The organism is Planosporangium mesophilum (assembly GCF_016863255.1).
GTDB lineage: Bacteria > Actinomycetota > Actinomycetes > Mycobacteriales > Micromonosporaceae > Planosporangium > Planosporangium mesophilum.
Genome location: NZ_BOON01000014.1, coordinates 1 through 17977, shown reverse-complemented (window position 1 = coordinate 17977; position 17977 = coordinate 1). Strand labels below are relative to the sequence as shown.

Annotated in this window: 17 protein-coding genes; 10 read left to right on the top strand and 7 right to left on the bottom strand. The window is 73.0% G+C overall.

The window, feature by feature from the left end:
• Positions 1 to 155 precede the first annotated feature (155 nt).
• Positions 156 to 2681: a SpoIIE family protein phosphatase gene (locus tag Pme01_RS07240; RefSeq protein WP_203935480.1), complete on the top strand. Its 2526-nt coding sequence runs from the start codon at positions 156 to 158 to the stop codon at positions 2679 to 2681.
• 39 nt (positions 2682 to 2720) lie between these two features.
• On the opposite strand, the gene Pme01_RS07235 is transcribed toward Pme01_RS07240, so the two are convergent.
• Complete coding sequence (locus Pme01_RS07235) at positions 2721 to 2987, bottom strand: DUF1707 SHOCT-like domain-containing protein (protein ID WP_168117262.1); 267 nt, start codon at positions 2985 to 2987, stop codon at positions 2721 to 2723.
• A gap of 174 nt (positions 2988 to 3161) precedes the next feature.
• On the opposite strand from Pme01_RS07235, the gene Pme01_RS07230 reads away from it, so the two are divergent.
• Both Pme01_RS07230 and Pme01_RS07225 read left to right on the top strand, forming a co-directional pair.
• Positions 3162 to 4061 carry a hypothetical protein gene (locus tag Pme01_RS07230; RefSeq protein WP_168117261.1) on the top strand — a complete coding sequence of 300 codons (900 nt, stop codon included), beginning with the start codon at positions 3162 to 3164 and terminating at the stop codon, positions 4059 to 4061.
• 94 nt (positions 4062 to 4155) lie between these two features.
• The gene (locus Pme01_RS07225; protein ID WP_168117260.1) at positions 4156 to 4404 is read left to right on the top strand and encodes a hypothetical protein; all 249 of its coding nucleotides are present in this window, start codon (positions 4156 to 4158) and stop codon (positions 4402 to 4404) included.
• Here the strand turns inward: Pme01_RS07225 and Pme01_RS07220 are convergent.
• Entirely contained in the window at positions 4334 to 5023 is a 690-nt protein-coding gene (locus Pme01_RS07220) for an HAD-IA family hydrolase (RefSeq protein ID WP_168117259.1), read from the bottom strand. The two genes, Pme01_RS07225 and Pme01_RS07220, sit on opposite strands and share 71 nt — an antisense overlap.
• Before the next feature lie 11 nt (positions 5024 to 5034).
• Between Pme01_RS07220 and Pme01_RS07215 the strand changes: the two genes are divergently transcribed.
• Positions 5035 to 5967, top strand: coding sequence for a ribonuclease Z (locus Pme01_RS07215; RefSeq protein ID WP_168117258.1), 933 nt, complete (start codon positions 5035 to 5037; stop codon positions 5965 to 5967).
• 10 nt (positions 5968 to 5977) lie between these two features.
• Here the strand turns inward: Pme01_RS07215 and Pme01_RS07210 are convergent, their stop codons facing one another.
• Genes Pme01_RS07210 through Pme01_RS07195 form a run of 4 tightly spaced genes read right to left on the bottom strand, consistent with a single transcriptional unit; the run spans position 5978 to position 11735 of the window.
• A complete protein-coding gene (locus Pme01_RS07210) occupies positions 5978 to 6598 on the bottom strand; it encodes a hypothetical protein (protein ID WP_203935479.1) in 621 nt (206 codons plus the stop codon).
• A gap of 41 nt (positions 6599 to 6639) precedes the next feature.
• Positions 6640 to 7143, bottom strand: a complete 504-nt coding sequence (locus Pme01_RS07205; RefSeq protein WP_168117257.1) for a hemerythrin domain-containing protein — start codon at positions 7141 to 7143, stop codon at positions 6640 to 6642.
• 9 nt (positions 7144 to 7152) lie between these two features.
• Positions 7153 to 8373, bottom strand: coding sequence for a non-homologous end-joining DNA ligase (gene ligD / locus Pme01_RS07200; RefSeq protein ID WP_168117256.1), 1221 nt, complete (start codon positions 8371 to 8373; stop codon positions 7153 to 7155).
• Between the two features lie 32 nt (positions 8374 to 8405).
• A complete protein-coding gene (locus Pme01_RS07195; protein ID WP_168117255.1) occupies positions 8406 to 11735 on the bottom strand; it encodes a diguanylate cyclase in 3330 nt (1109 codons plus the stop codon).
• Between the two features lie 230 nt (positions 11736 to 11965).
• Here Pme01_RS07195 and Pme01_RS31410 point away from each other — a divergent pair, with 230 nt between their 5' ends.
• Positions 11966 to 13522, top strand: coding sequence for a S8 family serine peptidase (locus Pme01_RS31410; protein WP_168117254.1), 1557 nt, complete (start codon positions 11966 to 11968; stop codon positions 13520 to 13522).
• A 36-nt stretch (positions 13523 to 13558) separates the two neighbouring features.
• Here Pme01_RS31410 and Pme01_RS07185 read toward each other — a convergent pair whose 3' ends face one another.
• Positions 13559 to 14176 (bottom strand): ATP-binding protein, encoded by a 618-nt coding sequence (locus Pme01_RS07185; RefSeq protein ID WP_168117253.1) that lies wholly within the window; start codon positions 14174 to 14176, stop codon positions 13559 to 13561.
• Between the two features lie 178 nt (positions 14177 to 14354).
• On the opposite strand from Pme01_RS07185, the gene Pme01_RS07180 reads away from it, so the two are divergent.
• The 5 genes from Pme01_RS07180 to Pme01_RS07160 all read left to right on the top strand — a co-directional run.
• Positions 14355 to 15995 carry an MFS transporter gene (locus Pme01_RS07180; protein WP_168117252.1) on the top strand — a complete coding sequence of 547 codons (1641 nt, stop codon included), beginning with the start codon at positions 14355 to 14357 and terminating at the stop codon, positions 15993 to 15995.
• A gap of 116 nt (positions 15996 to 16111) precedes the next feature.
• Positions 16112 to 16627, top strand: a complete 516-nt coding sequence (locus tag Pme01_RS07175; RefSeq protein ID WP_168117251.1) for a hypothetical protein — start codon at positions 16112 to 16114, stop codon at positions 16625 to 16627.
• A gap of 129 nt (positions 16628 to 16756) precedes the next feature.
• A complete protein-coding gene (locus Pme01_RS07170) occupies positions 16757 to 17098 on the top strand; it encodes a transposase (protein WP_203935478.1) in 342 nt (113 codons plus the stop codon).
• 25 nt (positions 17099 to 17123) lie between these two features.
• Positions 17124 to 17360, top strand: a complete 237-nt coding sequence (locus Pme01_RS07165; protein WP_168117250.1) for a hypothetical protein — start codon at positions 17124 to 17126, stop codon at positions 17358 to 17360.
• A 91-nt stretch (positions 17361 to 17451) separates the two neighbouring features.
• On the top strand, positions 17452 to 17977 hold a 526-nt coding region (locus Pme01_RS07160), incomplete at its 3' end, for an immunity 26/phosphotriesterase HocA family protein (RefSeq protein WP_203935477.1).

Genomic DNA, 17977 nt, shown 5'->3' with positions numbered 1-17977 from the left:
GATCGACACGGCCGTATGCGACCCAGGTCACCGGGGATCCGCCCACCGATGAGGCACGATGGTGGGCCGGCAGGGCCTGCGGCGCTGCTCGCCCTTTCGAGGCGGCGGCGATACTCGAATACGATGTGACCGGCGAATGTAAGGAGCGGGAGCGGATGCGGGAGCGGCCGGGTGATCTTCGGCGCGACGGGGCCGGGCGGCAGCCTGCGCCCGGTGCGGCCGACACGCCGGAGCCGACCGAGGCGCTCGCCGCGCTGGTGGCCAAGCTGCGGACGGAACTGACCGGGGTACGCGCGGCGATGCGCAACCGGGCGGTGATCGAGCAGGCCAAGGGCGTCCTCGTGGAACGCCTGGGCGTCACTCCCGACGAGGGCTTCGACCACCTGGTGAAGCTGTCCCAGCGGGCCAACATCAAACTCATCGAGGTCGCCGCGTCGATCGTCGGCGGTACCGCCGCCGACCCGCAGGTCACGCCGGTCACCGAACTCTCCGACGGCGGACGGCCGGCCCCGGCGCGGGGCACGACCCCCGCCCCGGCCCGACGGGCGACGCCGGTCCGGCGCGCGACCCCGACCCCGGCAACAGGCAGGCGGCCGGCGGGCGGGGCGGCTGCGACCGGCCGGTCGGCGCGGGCGCCGGAGCACGAGGCACTGCAGGCCCAGCACCAGCTCATCAGCTCGCGGGTGGCCGCCTCGACGACCTTCGACGAGGTTGCCGAGGTGATCGGTACCGCGGTCACCAGCTGGCCCGCGCCGGCGACCGTGGTCATCACCCTGCTCGAGCCGGCCGGGGCGCACCGCCTCGTCGGCGCCCACGGGATGAGCGCCGGCGAGCGCGGCGCCTGGAGGCGGGTACCGCCGCAGTTCGACGTCCCGATCGTGACGGCCGCCCAGGACCGCGCCGCGCTGCTGATCACCGACCCGAAGGTGCTCGCCGAGCGGTTCCCGGCCATGGCGGAGCTCCCGTACGCGGCCGAGGCGGTCTTCGCCGCGCCGCTGCTGGACGGCGACCGGGTGATCGGTTCGCTCGGCCTGTCCTGGGACGAGCCGATCGACCTCGACGACACCTCCCGTCGCTACCTGTCCGCGCTGGCTCCGCCGGTCGCCCGCGCGGCCGCCCAGGTGGCCGACCGGGCACCGTCACCGGCCTCCGGCGGCCCCGACCTCACCGCCGGCCCGGACTCCGATCCGGCGTCCTGGCTGGCCATCGTGCTGGAGACCGTGCCCGAGCCGGCCGCGGTGCTCGCGCCGGTGACGGAGGACGGGCGGATCGTCGACTTCCGGATCTGGCACGCCAACGCCGCCGCGGCCGAGCTGATCTCCCCGGCCCGCGCCGGCGAGGACGCCACGCTGCTGCTGGCGTACCCCCGGGTCGGCAGCGAACGGCTGCTGCCCCGCCTCGCCGACCTGCTGCACAACGGCGGGGCCGTGCGACTGGGCCCGACCCGGGTGGACCCGGCGAGCACCCGGCTGATCACCGCGCAGGCCGGTCGCCTCTGGGACCGGGTGCTCCTGGTGTGGCGGGAGCACTCCGAGCACGAACTGATCCACCCGCAGCTGCTGGACGCGGAGCGGATCGCCCGGATCGGCTCGTTCCACTGGGACCTGGCCGACCCCGAGCCACGCTGCTCGCCGCAGCTCTACCGCATGTACCGGGGCGACGAGCGGCCCGGCCGGATCAGCGCGGAGGGGCTGGCCGGCTGCGTACACGAGGACGACCTGCCGGCCGTCCAGGACGCCATCCACCGCACCCTGACCGGTGGCGAGCAGCTGAGCTGGGAGTTCCGGGGTGCGGGCCGGCTGGCCGGGCGCCAGCTTCGCATCGTCGCCGCGCCGGTGGTCGACGCCGGCGGTACGGTCACCACGGTCCGCGGCACCGTGCAGGACGTCACCGAGGAGCGCGCGCTGCAGGGCCGGCTGCGACTGGCCGAGGAGGCCCTGACCGCGCAGCGCCGCCGGGTGGACGCGGAGCTGCGGGCGGCGCAGTCGCTGCAGCGGGCGCTGCTGCCCAGCGAGCCGGAGCTGGGGACCACCGAGGGGCTGTGGGTCACCGGCCGCAGCCGTACCTCGAACTCCACCGGGCAGGTCAACGGCGACTGGCACGACGCGTGCGCGCTGCCCGACGGCGCCAGCCTGCTGGTCGTGGGCGACGTGGCCGGCAGCGGGCTGGCGGCGATGGCGGCGGCGGCGCGGCTGCGGTACGCGGTGCGCTCCTACGCCGCGCTGAACATGTCACCGGGCGAGATCCTGGCGGCGGTCAACACGATGCTGTGCGCCCTGGAGCCGGAGCGGACGGCGACCCTGGTCGTAGCCCGGTACGACTCCCGGGAACACCGGCTGTGCTGGGCGTCGGCCGGGCAGGCGGTGCCGGTGCGGTACCGCGGCGATGGCGGGGCGGAGCTGCTGCCGGGGCCGCTGGGCCTGCCGGTGGGCGTGGTGGCCCAGGTGACGTACGAGGACTCGACGCTCGAGGTGGCGCCGGGCGACCGGCTGCTGCTGTACACCGACAGTCTCGTCGGCGCCCGCGGCACCGACCTGGTCGGCGCGCTCGATCCCCTGCTCGGCGCGGGTACGCACGCCGGCCGCGACGACCTGGAAGCGGTCGTGTCCCATGTGGTCGGTGCGTTGCACGGCGGGGCGGATGCCGACATGGCGGCGATGCTGGTGCGCGTCAACGGCTGAAGATCGACGCCCCGGAGCCCGGCGCCCCAGGACCCCGACCTAGCGCCCCAGGACGAGGACCAGCGCGAGCCCGGCCATGGTCAGCATCGCCAGCAGGAACGCCAGCAGCAGTTGGCGCGACTGCGACGCCGGCTCGGCCGGCAGGTCGCTGGTGACCCGCGCGAGGTCGTGGCGGGTCGCCGCGGCGAGCGCCCGGCCGACCCGGTCGGAGAACTCGTCGAGGCTGAGCCGGCCGGCGGCGGTGTGCCGCTCGAGGGCGGCCACGACCCGCATCCGATCGGCGTCCGAGACCCGAAGACCGTCCACAGCGCACACCCCCTCGCCGGACAGGCTATCGCCCCGACCGGCGGTCACATCGACCGTGGCACATGCGTGACCGCATCATCGCCGCAGCGTAAGGGGGCAGCGCGGATGCGCCGGCGCCGGTACTCTCCGGCTGTCGTCCACGCGACATCCACCCCGGAGCCAGTCGGAGGGCATGTGGAGCAGCAGCAATCGGGTCTTCTGGTCATCGAGCGGATTCTGCGAGACCGGGACGGGCTCTGGCGACAGATCATCGACGAGCAGGGGCTGCGCCAACTGACCGGCCAGATGCTCGGTACCTCCGCGGTGAGCCTGGCGATCTACGGTGCGGTCCTCGGCGCCAACTACGGCTGGCTACAGGCGCTCTCCTCGGCCGTGAAGCTACCGCTGCTGTTCCTCGCCACGCTGGCCATCTGCCTCCCCACGCTGTACCTGTTCAACCTGGTCTTCGGCGCCCGCCTGTCGGTGCTCCAGACGGTGACGCTGATCATGGTGGCCGTCACCGTCACCTCGGTGCTGACGCTCGCGTTCGCCCCGATCAGCCTGTTCTTCCTGATCAGCGCGCACAGCTACTCGTTCTTCAAGCTGCTCAACGTGTGCATCCTGGTGCTCACGGCGTTCGTCGGCCTCCGGTTCCTGACGGCCGGGATGCGCATGCTCAACGACCATCAGGAGCACCTGGCCGCCGTCGAGGCCGAGGCCAGGCGCGCGGTCGCCGCGCCGGCCGAGGTGAAAGAGCCCGAGAAGGTGCTGGCGGCAGCGGCCGGCGACGGCGCGACGGTCGACGGGACCGTGGCGGTCGCCCAGCACCTGCCGACGGCGCCCCCGGTCCGGGTGCAGTTCCCGGCCGACCGCCCGCGGCCGGTGCAGCCGCAGCCGCCCGCCGGCCAGCGGCCGACGAGCATGACGCTGCTGTACATCTGGATCCTGCTGTTCGGCTTCGTCGGCACCCAGCTCGGCTGGACGCTGCGGCCGTTCTTCGGCAGCCCGGGCGAGAAGTTCGAGCTTTTCCGCAACCTCGACGGGACGTTCTACGGCGACCTCGTTACCACGATCGGCCGACTGCTGTCCGGCTGAGCGGGGGACGTGTCGGGTGCAAGGTGGCGGCTAACCGGTTGCGGCTGGCCGCCACTTCTTGTTCCGTACGCATCGATGACTATTTTCTGAACCCATGGAGCAGAAGATCCCCGCGGTCACCCTGGACCGCGTCTCGTTGTCGCCGTATCAGGCGCAGGTCGCGCAGCGCCTGCAGTACGTCGTCGCCCAGGTGGTGACCAGCCACGCCGGCTCGCCGGAGCAGGAGGTCGCCAAGATACTCACCGAGCGGCTGCGCGGGCTCGGGGTGAACCCTAACCCGCGTGAGGTGCACCAGATCGCCGAGTCGATCGCGAAGATGCCGCAGTGGCCGAAAGAGAAATAACGCCACCGTCGACGACCGCGCTCAGCTCGTTCAGGTTCGCCACGTGCAGCGTCACGGCCGACGGCACCACCTCGGCGCCGACGCCCACGCAGCGCATGCCCGCCGCGAGCGCCGCCCGTACCCCGGACATGGCGTCCTCGATGACGACGCAGCGTTCCGCCGCGACGCCGAGCAGCCGCGCCCCGCGCAGGTAAGGCTCCGGATCGGGCTTGCCCCGCCGGACGTCCTCGGCCGCGACCAGGTGCGCCGGCTCGGGTAGCCGGGCGGCCCCCATCCGGGCCCGCGCCACGGCCCGGGCGCCCGAGGTCACGACCGCCCACCGCCCCGGCGGCACCGCGGCGAGCAGGTCGAGCGCACCGGGCATCGCCGTGATCCCGTCGACCGCGCGCTCCTCGCGATCCACGATCCACGCGACCTCGGCCGCCACGTCCAGGTCCGGCGCCAGCAACGCGATCAGGTCGACGTCGCGCCGGCCGTGCGACAGCGCCACCGCGTGATCACCGTCGACCCCGTGCTCCGCCGCCCAGTCGCGCAGGATGCGCTCGGCCACGCCGAGCGAGTCGACCAGGACACCGTCCAGGTCGAACAGTACGGCCTCGCACTCCAGGTCCACGATCACGCCAGTAGCGTATGTCCGTGCGTGAACTGGTCGTCCTCGGTACCGGCAGCCAGGTGCCGAGCCGGTACCGCAACCACAACGGCTACCTCCTGCGCTGGGACCGCGAGGGGCTGCTGTTCGACCCGGGTGAGGGCACCCAGCGGCAGATGCTGTTCGCCGGGGTCTCCACCAGCGCGGTCACCCGGATCTGCGTGAGCCACTTCCACGGTGACCACTGCCTGGGGGTGCCGGGGGTGGTGCAGCGACTGTCCCTGGACCGGGTGCCGCACCCCGTCCACGCCCACTACCCGGCCTCCGGTCGGGAGTACTTCGCCCGGCTGCGCCGCGCCAGCGCCTTCCACGAGACGGCCGACCTGCGCGAGGAGCCGGTGTCCGGGGCCGAGACGGTCGTCGCGGTCGGCGACTTCGGGCGGCTGGAGGCGCGCCGGCTCGACCACCCGGTCGAGGCGTACGGGTACCGCCTGGTCGAGCCGGACGGCCGGCGGATGCTCCCGGACCGGCTCGCGGCGGCCGGCATCTCCGGGCCGCGCATCGGTGAGCTGCAACGGCAAGGTTGGATCGCCGGCGCCGGCAGTGTCGGCGCCGCCGACCGTGTCGACATTGCCGACGTCAGCGAGCCCCGGCCCGGGCAGCGGTTCGCGTTCGTCATGGACACCCGGCTCTGCGACGCCGTCTACGCCCTGGCCGAGGGCGTCGACCTGCTCGTCATCGAGTCGACCTTCCTGCACGCCGACTCAGGCCTGGCGCGCGAGTACGGTCACCTCACCGCGAAGCAGGCCGCGCGGGTGGCGGCCGAGTCGGGCGTACGCCGCCTGGTGCTCACCCACTTCTCGCAGCGCTACACCGATCCGACCGCGTTCGGGGCGGAGGCGGCCGAGGAGTTCTCCGGCGACATCGTGGTCGCCTCGGACCTCGACCGGATCCCGGTGCCGCCCCGCCGGTAGCGGGTATCCGCTAGCCGACGTGCAGCGCGGCCTCCTCGAACGTCGTGTACCAGGGCCCGTCGGTGAAGTCGCTGCCGGTCTCCTCGCCGATGTACACGTCGGTCTTGCGCCGGCCGCCCAGGCCGGGGGTGAACTCGTCGACGACGGTCCAGCGCGCGGCCCGCAGTTTCGCGCAGATCTCCGCCGGCAGCGTCCTGCCGTCGTCGGCGCGGCCGCAGTCCGAGATCGTGAACCGGGTGGCGGCCGCCAGGACGTCCCGGTCGGCGACGGCCGACTCGAACGGGCGCAGCCGCCGGCCGGAGCCGTCGCGCGGCGCGTCGTCCAGCCAGTACCCGACGTCGTACGACCAGTTGAGGTACCGGCCGGAGGCGGTGCGGCCGGTGCCCTGGTCGTGGACGGCGGCGACGAAGTCGGCCGGGTACGTGCCGAGGTCGTCGCCGCCGTACTCGCAGTCGATGCTGCGGCAGCCCGTGACCTTGGCCGGGAAGCCCGAGTGGTGCGCCTGCACGGCGGTGTAGAAGATCGTCACGGTCCAGCCCGCACTGTCGCCGCGCTTGAGCGGACGGTCACCGCACGCCGAGACGGCGATCAGCACCGCGGTGGACACCGCGCACCATGCCCTGGCCAGCACCGTTCGATGATGGCATCGACCCGGTGCCGGCGCTCAGCAGGTCATCGGAGCGTTTCGACGTACTTTTCGGGATCCTTGTCCCTGATCTTCAGGCCCTTGCCGCAGGGGTGCTCTCCGTAGAAGACGAGCCACTTCCTGGCGAGCTCGGCGCGCAGGTCCACGCTCGCGTGCTTGCGGAAGTCCGGCAGCGCCTGGTCCTCCTCCTCGGCCAGGTGCTCGCTGTTCTCGGTACGGGCCTTCCAGACCCCCGCCCACCACTCGTCGGACCCGACCGGATGCCGGTTGGCCTCGACGACGGCGTCGCGGATGTTGTTGTGGTCGCGGATGGCGTCCTCGGTCTCCTCCTCCGCGGCGCCCGGCTCGCCGCGCCTGAGCAGGTGCGGGTAGAGGATCTCCTCCTCCGCCTCGGCGTGGATCTCCAGGTGGGTGGCGAGCTGGCTCCACACCGCCGCCAGTTCCCGCCGGTCCGTGGTGTCGTCGAGCCGGGCGAAGCCGCGGCGGAAGGCGTGATGATCGTCGAGGATGAGTGCGGTGATGTCGTCCATGCCCGGTACCTACCCCTTCCACGGGTCGAAGTCGACGTCGAGGGCCTCCTGAGGTGGTCGCTCCGCCTCCGGTACGTGGCGCAGGTTGAGCCGGATCCGGGTCCACGTGCTGCTGCGACCGCGCATCGAGTCGACCAGCACGTCGGAGGGTTCGAGGTAGGTCCAGACCTTCGGGTACCGGGCCTTCCAGCGCTCCAGGCCGGCCATGGCCTCGTCCCGGCCGGCCGCCCGCGCGATCTCGATGAGCGGCATGGTGGACCGGCGGCGGCCGCCCTTGGCCGTACCGGCCCGTTCCGGCGGCGCCTCGTCGAGGCCGGCCTCCTTGTGCTCCTGCGCCAGTCGCAGCAGGGGCTCCAGGGAGCCGGCCGCGTCGTCGATGCCGGCCCACGGATCACCCACCTGCGCGTACCGGGCCGGCACGGTGGCAAGAGTGAACGTCGCCGGGTCGCAGCCGGGTACCTCGTCCCAGGTCAGCGGCGTCGAGACCCGCCCGTGCGGTGTGGGCCGCACGGAGTACGCGCTCGCGGTGGTGCGATCCTTCGCGTTCTGGTTGAAGTCCACGAAGACGCCGTGCCGCTCCTCCTTCCACCACCGGCTCGTCGCCTCGTCCGGTACCCGGTGCTCGATCTCGCGCGCCAGCGCGACCGCGGCGCGGCGGACCTCGGGGAACGTCCAGCGCCGCTCGATCCGCGCGTACACGTGCATGCCCCGCGAGCCGGAGGTCTTCGGCCAGCCGGTCAGCCCGAAGTCGGCGAGGACCTCGCGGGCCACCAGGGCCACCCGCCGCACCTGGTCCCAGGACACCCCCGGTACCGGGTCGAGGTCCACCCGCAGCTCGTCGGGGTGCTCCAGATCGTCGGCCCGGACGGGATGGGCGTGCAGGTCGACGCAGCCGAGATTGATCACCCAGGCGAGCTGGGCGGCGTCGCGGACCACGATCTCCTCGGCGGTGCGCCCGGACGGGAACCGCAGCTCGACCGTGGAGATCCAGTCGGGACGCGACTGCGGCGCCCGCTTCTGGTAGAACGCCTCCCCCTCGACGCCGTTGACGTACCGCTTGAGCGCCATCGGCCGGCCGCCCACGCCGCGCAGCGCCCCGTCGGCCACCGCCAGGTAGTACCGGACGAGGTCCAGCTTGGTGTGTCCGGTCTGCGGGAAGAAGACCTTGTCGGGATTGGTGATCGTCACCTCCCGGCCGGCGATGTCGAGGATCTCGGTACGGGCTGCCATACCGGGACGATACCCAGAATCGACCCTGGTGATCAGGCTGCTGAGGGGACCAGGTCGAGCGCCTGGTCGACGATCAGCCCGATCGGCGCGGCCCGACCGGTCGTCCACGCCGACGTGAACTGCGGCGCGCCGAGCCTGGCCCGTACCGCGTCGAGGGTGGCCTCCCCGTCGCCGGCAGCCGGCGCCGGCAGCCGGTGCCGGTCCCGTACCCCGTCGGCCGCGCCGAGCAGGTGCGCCGCCAGGGTCGGGTCGCGGTCGACCACCAGGCCGGCGACGCTGTCCAGCGAAGCGGCGAGGTCCTCGCGGTCGCCGACCTCGTGGCGGCGGACCAGCGCGCCGGTGAACAGGCGCAGCGCCTCGTCGGCGTCGCCCTCGGCCCGGGCGACGGTACCGAGCAGATGGAGCACGGTCGCCTCGCCGAACAGGTCGCCGAGGGTACGGCTGAGGCTCAGGCTCTCCTCCAGGGCGGTACGCGCACCGCGCACGTCGCCCTTGGCGAGCATGATCTCGCCGAGGCACCCGAGGCCCAGCACGATGCCCCGGGTGTTGCCCGCGGCCCGCTCCAGCTCCAGGCACTCGTGGGCGTACCGGTCCGCCGCGTCGATGTCACCCAGCCGCAGCGAGGCCTTGGTCAGGTTGCCCAGTGCGATCGCCATTCCGGGAGCGGCGTCCAGGGCGCGCCAGATCGCCAGGCTCTCCCGCAGGTGCTCGGTGGCCATGGCGTACCGCCCCGAGCCGATGGCGGCCAGGCCGAGCGCGTTACGCGCCTGGGCGATGGCCCGTGGGTCGGCCGCCGTCTCGGCCCGGCGCAGCCCGTCGGTACCGAGCAGGTACGCCTCCTCGTGGTCGTCCTGGCAGGCGGCGAGCACCGCGGCGGCGTACAGCAGCTTGGCGGCGGCAGCGTCGGTCAGCGTGTCGGTACGGGCCAGCACCTGGGCCAGCCAGCCGCGCCCCTCCCCGATCCGGCTGCCGCCCATCCAGTACCGCCACAGCCCCAGGCACAGCCGGACGGCGATGTCCGGGTCCCCGGTCGCGAAGGCGGCCCGCAGGTTCTGGTACTCGCAGTCCAGCAGGCTCGCCCAGGCGGCCTGCTCCGGCCCGGTCAGCCCGACCGCGGAGCGCTCGGCCAGGTCGGCGTAGTAGACGGCGTGCCGGGCCCGGACGGCGCCGGCGGACGGGCAGGAGGCCAGCTTGGCGACCACGTACGCGCGGATCGTCTCCAGCATCCGGTACCGGCCGTCGGGTTCTCCGACGATCAGGCTCTTGTCGGCGAGCGCGGCCAGCCGCGCGGCGAGGTCGCCGGCCGGGGCAAGGTCCACATCGGAGGACTCGGCGACGGCGAAGACGTCGGCGGCCGCCTCAACGGTCCACCCGCCGGCGAACACCCCGAGCCGGGTGAACAGGCGCTGGTCCGCCTCATCGAGCAGGGCGAAGCTCCAGTCGATGGTGCCCCGCAGGGTCTGCTGGCGCTCCGGCAGGTCGCGGGGGCCTCCGCCGAGCGCGTCCAGGTGCTGGGCGAGGGCGACCAGCAGCTCCTCCGGGGTGAGCCGGTCGATCCGGGCGGCCGCCAGCTCGATCGCCAGCGGCAGCCCGTCGAGGCGCCGGCACAGCGCCGCGACGACCGGCAGCGTCGCCGGCGTGAGCGCGAAGTCGACGTCGGCGGCCCGGGCCCGCTGCTCGAACAGGGCCAGCGCCGGGGAGTCGGCGAGCGCCTGTTCGACGCCGGTGAGGGTACGGGGATCGGGCAGGGGCAGCGGGGGTACCGGGTAGACCTGCTCGCCGTAGAGCGACAGCCGCTGCCGGCTGGTGACCAGGACGGTGACCCCGGGGGCGGCGGCGAGCAGCTCGCTCACCACCCCGGCCGCCTCCATGACCTGCTCGAAGTTGTCCAGCAGGAGCAGCAGGCGCGCCTCGGCGAGGTGTTCGGTGACGCTGTCGAGCAGCGGCTGGCCGGGCGCCTCGGCGACCTCCAGAGCCCGCGCGATCGCGGCCACGACGAGGTCGGCGCGGGTGGTCTCGGCAAGCGAGACGAAGACCGCACCGTCGTCATAGGACTCGGCGACGTCACCGGCCACGGCCAGCGACAGCCGGGTCTTGCCGATCCCGCCCGGGCCGACGAGGGTGACCAGCCGGCCGCCCGCCAGCAGCTCGGCCACCCGGATCCGTTCCCGTTGCCGCCCCACCAGCTTGGTCATGGGTACGGGCAACCGTCCGCGCCGGCGCGGACGGCCCAGCATCGACGGGGACAGCGTCCAGCCGCCGCTGGCCGTGGCGACCAGGCCGCCGCGTGCCCGCAGCCGCTCCAGCTCGCCCACCGCCCGGGCCGGCAGGCCGCCGCTGTGCCCGGCCAGCCAGTTCACCAGCGTCCGGGTGGGTTCGCCCTGCAACCGGTGGCGCAGGAAGATCCGCAGCGCGGCCGGTGACCACGGCGCCAGCTCGGCGCCGGCCAGCAGCGGAAGGCCGACCGACGCCGGTTCGGCGTCGGTGCTCGCGTACACCAGACCGAGCGACTCCGGTGGGTCCTCGCCTGCCAGCAGCCGGCCGACCGCCTCGGCGGCCCGCTGATCGTCACCGAGGTCGCTGACCAGCAGCACCGGAGCGCCCTCGGCGGCATCCGGTCGCGCGTCGCCGCCGGGCGAGACCGGTACGACGGCGAAGCCGCGCAGGCGGGCCACGGTGGCGACCTCGGACAGGAACCGGGTGTACCCGGCGCCCGGCTCGCCGGTCACCCGCAGCGCACCGCGCCGCGCGGTCAGCAGCCGGGTCAGGAACTCCTGGGCCGCGGCCATCGGGGCGTCCCGCTCCCACAGCCGGGAGATCGCGGTGCCGGTGTCGGTGTCGGCGTCGTCGGCGACCGCGCCGCCCCGACCCCGCCGCTTGGCCAGGTAGTTGCGCCGGTCGGCGCAGGAGATCAGGGAGACGGTGTCGTCGGCGTCCTCGGGGTAGGTGGCGACCCCCAGGCTGATCGACAGGTGCAGCGGCGGCTGCCCGGCGAAGTCGGTGGCCCGGATCTCCTCGGTCAGGCGCAGTGCCAGGCCGATCGCCTCGGCCCGGTCGGTGCCGGGCAGGACCAGCACGAACTCGTCGCCGCCGTACCGGAAGAGGGCGTCCCCGCCGCGTACGACCGCCTTCACCCGCTCGGAGAGCTGCCGCAGCACCTCGTCACCGCGCAGGTGCCCGTACGCGTCGTTCACCGTCTTGAAGAAGTCCACGTCGAACAGGAACACCGAGCAGGAGCCGCCCACCCGGTCGGCCCGGGCCAGCTCCTCGTCCAGTCGTGGCTGCAGCAGGGCACGCGGGTACGCCCCGGTCACCGGATCGGTGACGGGCTGGGCGGGGCCGTGCGCCGGGCCGGACGTCACGACACCGTCCCTGCTGGCCGTGGAGTCATGACCTCGTGGTCGGCAGCGGCGCACCACACCTGAGCCTGTTTGCCGACCGGTCCGTCGGTGTCGGCCCGTCGTCGTACACCGCCCCGGTGTTTGCGGTCGCGTTCCGGACGATTTCGGTTGCAGGCCGGTGACATTCAGTGATCAGAGCCGGATCGTTGAGAAGCCGACCCCAGGGTTCCGGACCCACGGAAGGAGATCCGGTGTCACGAGATGGAACGAGGGCAGCCCGACGGGGCCGCTGGCTCGCCACGATCGGCGCACTCGCCGTCGTGGCCGCGCCCGCGGTACCGGGCGGGCTGCCGGCACCGCCGGCCGCGCTCGCCGGCGCGGTACAGACGGCGCATCCGCCGTCAGCCCGTCCGCCCTTCGACGGCGGCGGATGGCAGTCGACCGACTGGTCCAGCACCGCCACCGCGACGAAGGTCAGCGACATCGCGGCGATGATCGGCGCCCCGAGCGGCTCCGACGGCAGTGGTGTCGGCGTCGCGCTGATCGACACCGGAGTCGTCCAGGTGCCGGGCCTGCCGGCGGCTCAGGTGGTCAACGGGCCCGACCTGTCCTTCGAGTCCCAGGGCGACACCGTGCGCTACCTGGACACGTTCGGCCACGGTACGCACATGGCCGGGATCATCATCGGCGACGATCCGGCCAGCGGGTTCAGGGGCCTCGCCCCGAAGGCCAAGCTGACCTCGGTCAAGGTCGGCACGGCGCACGGCGCGGTCGACGTGTCGCAGATGATCGCGGCGGTGGACTGGGTGGTCGCGCACCGCAACGACGACCCGGCCAACCCGATCAGGGTGATCAACCTCGCGTACGGGTCGAACAGCAGCCAGCCGGCCCTGGTGGATCCGCTGACCTACGCGGTCGAGAACGCCTGGCGCAACGGGATCGTGGTGGTCGTCGCGGGCGGCAACGGCAGCACCAGGTCGTCCAACCTGTCGAACCCGGCGTACGACCCGTTCGTCCTGTCGGTGGGCTCGGCGTCGACCAAGGGCACCCGGGACTACGCCGACGACGAACTGTCGCTGTTCAGCTCGGTCTCCAACCTGCGCAACGTGGACCTGCTCGCCCCGGGCGAGTCGATCGTCTCGCTGCGTGACCCGGGCTCGTCGATCGACACCGCGTTCCCGATCGCCCGGGTCGGCGACCGGCTGTTCAAGGGCACCGGCTCGTCCCAGGCGACCGCGGTCGTGTCCGGGGCGGTGGCGCTGCTGCTGCAGAACCGGCCGGACCTCACCCCCGACCAGGTCAAGGCGCTGCTCAAGGCGTCGGCCACGCCGCTGACGAAGGGCAAGGCCGCCACCATGCGGCTGGGCGAGCTCAACCTGGCGGCGGCGCTGTCCAGGTCGACCCCGTCGGGCACGCAGGCGGCGATGCGGTCGATGGGCCTGGGCTCGCTCGAGATGAGCCGGGGCAGCCTGCACGTCTCCCGCAACGGCCTGCCGCTGGTGGGCGAAGTCTCGCTGTTCGGCCCGTTCAACGTGGCCGACTGGACGTACCGCAGCGCCGCGCGCACCGCGTGGAACGGCGGCGTCTGGATGGGGTACCGGATGGCCGGCGACGGCTGGACGGGAAGTTCCTGGGCGTCCCGTACCTGGGCGTCGGCCGCCTGGCCGGGCCGCCCGTGGGCCGGTGCGTCCGCGTGGGCCGACGACGACTGGTCCAAGCACTACTGGACCGGCACGTACTGGGCCGGGACCTACTGGGCCGGCACGTACTGGGCCGGCGACAAGTGGTCCAGCAAGCACTGGAAGTAAGGGAAGGAGCGACGGGCCGGCTGATCAGCCGGCCCGTCACGCTGTGGTAGGGCCAACCGGCTCCAGCCGCACCACCAGCAGCGGCGAGGGGCACAGCGCGCGGCGCCGCGGCAGACCCTCCGGCTCCACCAACTCCGCCGCCGCCACCTGCACCGGCACATCGTCCACCCGGGAGGACACGAACCGCAGGACGTCGGCGCTCGCCTCGTCGACCCACTGGAGATCGTCGACGACCACGAGCAGCGGCCGTGACCGGGCCAGCGCCCGGAACAGGCTCAGCACGGAGAGCCGCACCGCGTCGGGAGCGACCAGCGCCAGCTCGCCCCGGGCCGCCGCGGCGAGCACCTGGCGGCGCGGCCCGGTGACCGCGTCCAGCTCGGCCGGGCTGACCGCGCCCAGCAGCCCGACGAGGAACGCGAACCGCCGGTCCGCGTCCCGCACGGTCGGCGCCCAGCGCAGTACCCGCGACTGGATCGCGGTCGCGGTGACCATGTCGAGCGCGGCGGACTTGCCGACCCCGACCGGCCCGTACAGGAGCGCGCACCCGCCGGCGAGCAGCCACTCCCGCGCCGTGTAGAGCCGTTGCCGACGGCCGTCCAGCCACCGGTCGTGGTACACGTCGGGAGAAGTCGCGCCAGGTAGGTGCTCGGTCACCGGTACAGTCTCGTCGCAGTCGGTAACGATCAGCACGACAGAGCCCCCGAAAGCGTTACACGTCGCAGTACGGAGGCGTGGATCACCACGGGTCGCGGTGACGCCCACCTATTCGTAGGCTGGGAGAGCGTTCGGCACGGCGCGTGCCGGCGCGCCACCGCTCGCAAGAGGTGATCCGTTGACGATCAGCCCGGCCCGGAGTTTGCCGATCACGGTGCTCGCCACCCTCGGCTTCGCGGTCAACTCTGCGGCCTGGATGCTGGTCAGCGCGCTCGAGCCGTATCTGGTGCAGCAGTACAGCCCGGGGCGGGTGGCCCGGGCCGCCGTGGTCGCGGCACCGCTCGTGGTCGGGGCGCTGGCGTGCATACCGGTGGGTGCGCTCACCGACCGCTACGGTGCGCGGTGGACGTTCCCGCTGGTCAGTCTCGTCTCGGCGGGCGCGCTGGCGGCCCTCGCGGTGGTCCGGACCGTCCCGGCCCTGATCCTGGCCTGCTGCGCCCTGGGCACCGGCGGCACCGCGTTCACGGTGGGCGCGGGCCTGGTGGCGCGCTGGGACGGGCCGGGCCGGCGCGGGCTCCGGCTGAGCGCCTTCGGGGCCGGTATCGGCGGCGCCGCGATCGGCGCCACCGTGGTCCGGCCGCTGATCGGCCCGCTCGGGGCCGGTACCGCCCTGCTCGCGACGGCCGCGGTACCGGCCGGGTACGCCGTCGTCGCCGCCGTCCTGGTCCGGGACGCCCCGGCCCGCCGCGCCGACCGGTCGACGCTCCGGGACATCGCCGCCATGCTGGGACTGAGCGCGATGCGGTACTGGGTCGCGCTCTACGCCGTCGCCGCCGGCGGCCTGCTGGCGATGATCGTGTACCTGCCGACCTACCTGAACCGTGTGTACCGAATGGACTGGGCCGGCGCGGCGGTGCTGATGGCGCTGTCGGTCGCCGCGGCGGCGCTGTCGCGGCCGTTCGGTGGCTGGCTCGCCGGGCGGCGGGACGCCGTCGCGGTCCTGACGTGCTGCTTCGCCGGGGTCGGCGCCCTCGGCGTCGTGCTGGCGTTCCAGCCCCCGCTGCCGGTGACGGTCGTCGGGTTCCTGGGCGTCGCCGTCGGCCTCGGTACGGTGGGCGGCGTCGTCTGCGACCTCGTCGGCCGGACCATCCCGCGCGGCCGGGCCGGCCTGGTGGCCGGCGTGCTCGGCGCCACCGGGTGCCTGGCCGCCCTGCTGCCGCCGCTGGTCCTGTCCGTGGTCGAGCGGTTGGACGGCTCGTACGAGATCGGCCTGATGCTGCTCGCCAACGTGGCGCTGGCGACGGCGCTGCACCTGCGCATGCGGCGCGAACTGGTGGACGGCGCGCTGGCCTACCCCCTGACACCGACGCTCCCCGCCGACCTGGACGCGACCGCCACCACCGTCGTCGCGGTGGCCGCGGCGGACGCCGCCAGGTCACCGGCCGAGACCGCGGCCACCCTGGCCGACCTGGCCGCCCACCACGAACTGGTGATCACGTACGGCCACGACGAGTCCGCCGCGTTCGGCCCGACGGCCCTGGTCGAGGCGCTCCGCGCCCGCCTGCCCCGGTTCCGGGTCACCGCGGTGTTCCTCGACGCGTACCCGCACCTCGGCGAGCCGGAGTGCGCCCTGCTGGCCGAGCTGCTCGACGAGGGCGCGCTGGCCGTGGCCGTCGTACCCACCACGGATCCGGGGCCGACCGCCCGGGCGCTCGCGGTACGGCTGGCCGCGGACACGACGCTGCGGCTCGGATACGACCCGATGGACGGTACGTATCTGCGTACCCTCGCGGAGCCTGCCTCCTCGGTCCCGGGCTGACCCCCGTTGCCCCTTTATGCACTCATCGACTGACAGCAACTGACAATCGTCGATACGGGGTAAGTTGTGCGTCCGTGGTCCGTTCACGGTGGCCGGACCGGGGAGGACGGTCCACCATGCCCGCAGCAGTCACGGCGCTCCTACTCTCGGGGTTCGTCGCGCTCCTCGCGGCCGGCGGCGTCTGGGCCCTGACGCGCGAACAGATCCGCCGGGACCTGGTCGGGGCCGCCGGCTCGACCCGCGCCCTCGAACTGCACCGGACCCGGCTGGCGTCCTACCCCGCCGCCTTCAGCGCGATGGCGCCCCTGTCGTCGCTGCGCCGCACCGACCTGACCGCGGAGGTGGCCGCCGCGGTGGCCGAGGAGCTGAACGCATGGCTGTACTCCGCCGGCGGGATGTGCGCGGACGCGGCGACGCGCGGCGCGATACTGGGGCTGCGGGACAGTTGCGACCGGTGGGCGCGCAACGGTGGGCCGCGGCCGCCGCAACTGTACGAGTTCCGCAACCTCGCCGTCGCGTTCCTTCGCCGGGACCTGGACCTGGCCGGGCTGGAGCCGTTCGACGTCCGGCGGGCGGTCACCCACCTCGCGAAGTTGCGCGACGACCTGGACGATGCGACCACCACCCCGTGATCACCAAGAGTTCCAGGCGTCACGGGGTCAGCACAGCAGGGGCTGCGAGACGATCGGAACGGCGGGCAGCGCTTCGCGACGGCTCGTTCCTCGCCTCCGGCAGCCAGCTTGTCGGACTCCGGTCAATACGTGACAGGCGTTCATGTGGTCGGTGCAACCACTCGACGAGGCGTCAACGAGGATGGGTCGGGCGTCGAAGTCGCACCCATTCCCGTGTCCTCGGGACGCACCGACCGGCATCGCCTGCACCGCGGCGGGGACCGGCTGGCCAACAACGCCCTGTGGCGCATCGCTTTGGTCCGCATGCACTGCCACCAACCCACCAAGGACTACGTCGCCCGCCGCATCAGCGAAGGCAAGACCAAGCCCGAGATCCTGCGCTGCCTCAAGCGCGACATAGCCTGCGAGACCTATCCTTACCTGGCAGAAACGACGATCACCCGTAGACCAGGACCTGCTCGTGCCCAGTGACCGACAGCAATTCCATGCCCGCCACGTGGCGGCGCTCGATCTCGTCGAGGCATGGATGCACGACGAGGACGCCGACATCTCCAACATCGCCGACGACCTCGCCCGAGAGCCGCAAGCGGCCTGCTACGCGTTGGCGCGGATCACGGATGTTGCCCTGCAACTATGGGCCAATGCCGCGGACATCGACCGGGACCAGGCGTTCGCAGCGCTACGAGCCAAGGTCGAAGGCGACCTGGCGGACAGTCCGCACGGCGGTTGGTGAAACCAGCGTCAAGCCGCTTGCGTGAAATAGGAGCGTCATTTATCGATTGGCAGCCAGCGGTGTGCCGCCACCCAGTGCTATTGCGCAGGTGATGGCCACTGACGAGCACCTGGTGGGCCAGTATGGCTGCATGCCTGAATCGGTCCTGACCAACATCCGGGTGTTGAAGCCCTCCCGGCGACGCCTTACACCCGGTGACATCTTCGTTGTGGGTCTTCCAGACGAGACGTACATCTTCGGGCGGGTGATCCGTGTTGACATCCCGGAAGAGTGCGCACCGACACCGCGCTCGAACCTGATCTATATCTACCGCCACCGCTGCCGGTCCAAGGTGCCCGAGCTCGCCCAGCTCACACCCGACCGCCTGCTGGTACCGCCCCTGTTTACCAACCGCCTCGGCTGGTCGCGCGGCTACTTCGAGACCGTCGCCAGCCAGCCGCTGACACCGGCCGATCTCCTGCCGGTCCATTGCTTCCGCACCTGGACCGGGGCCTTCGTAGACGATGCTGGGAATCGGCTGCCGGCTGAACGTCAGCCGTGCGGAGACTTCGCTCTCTGGAGCTTCCGTGGGGTCGATGACCAGATCAGCAAGGCGCTCGGAATCCCGCTCGTGCCGG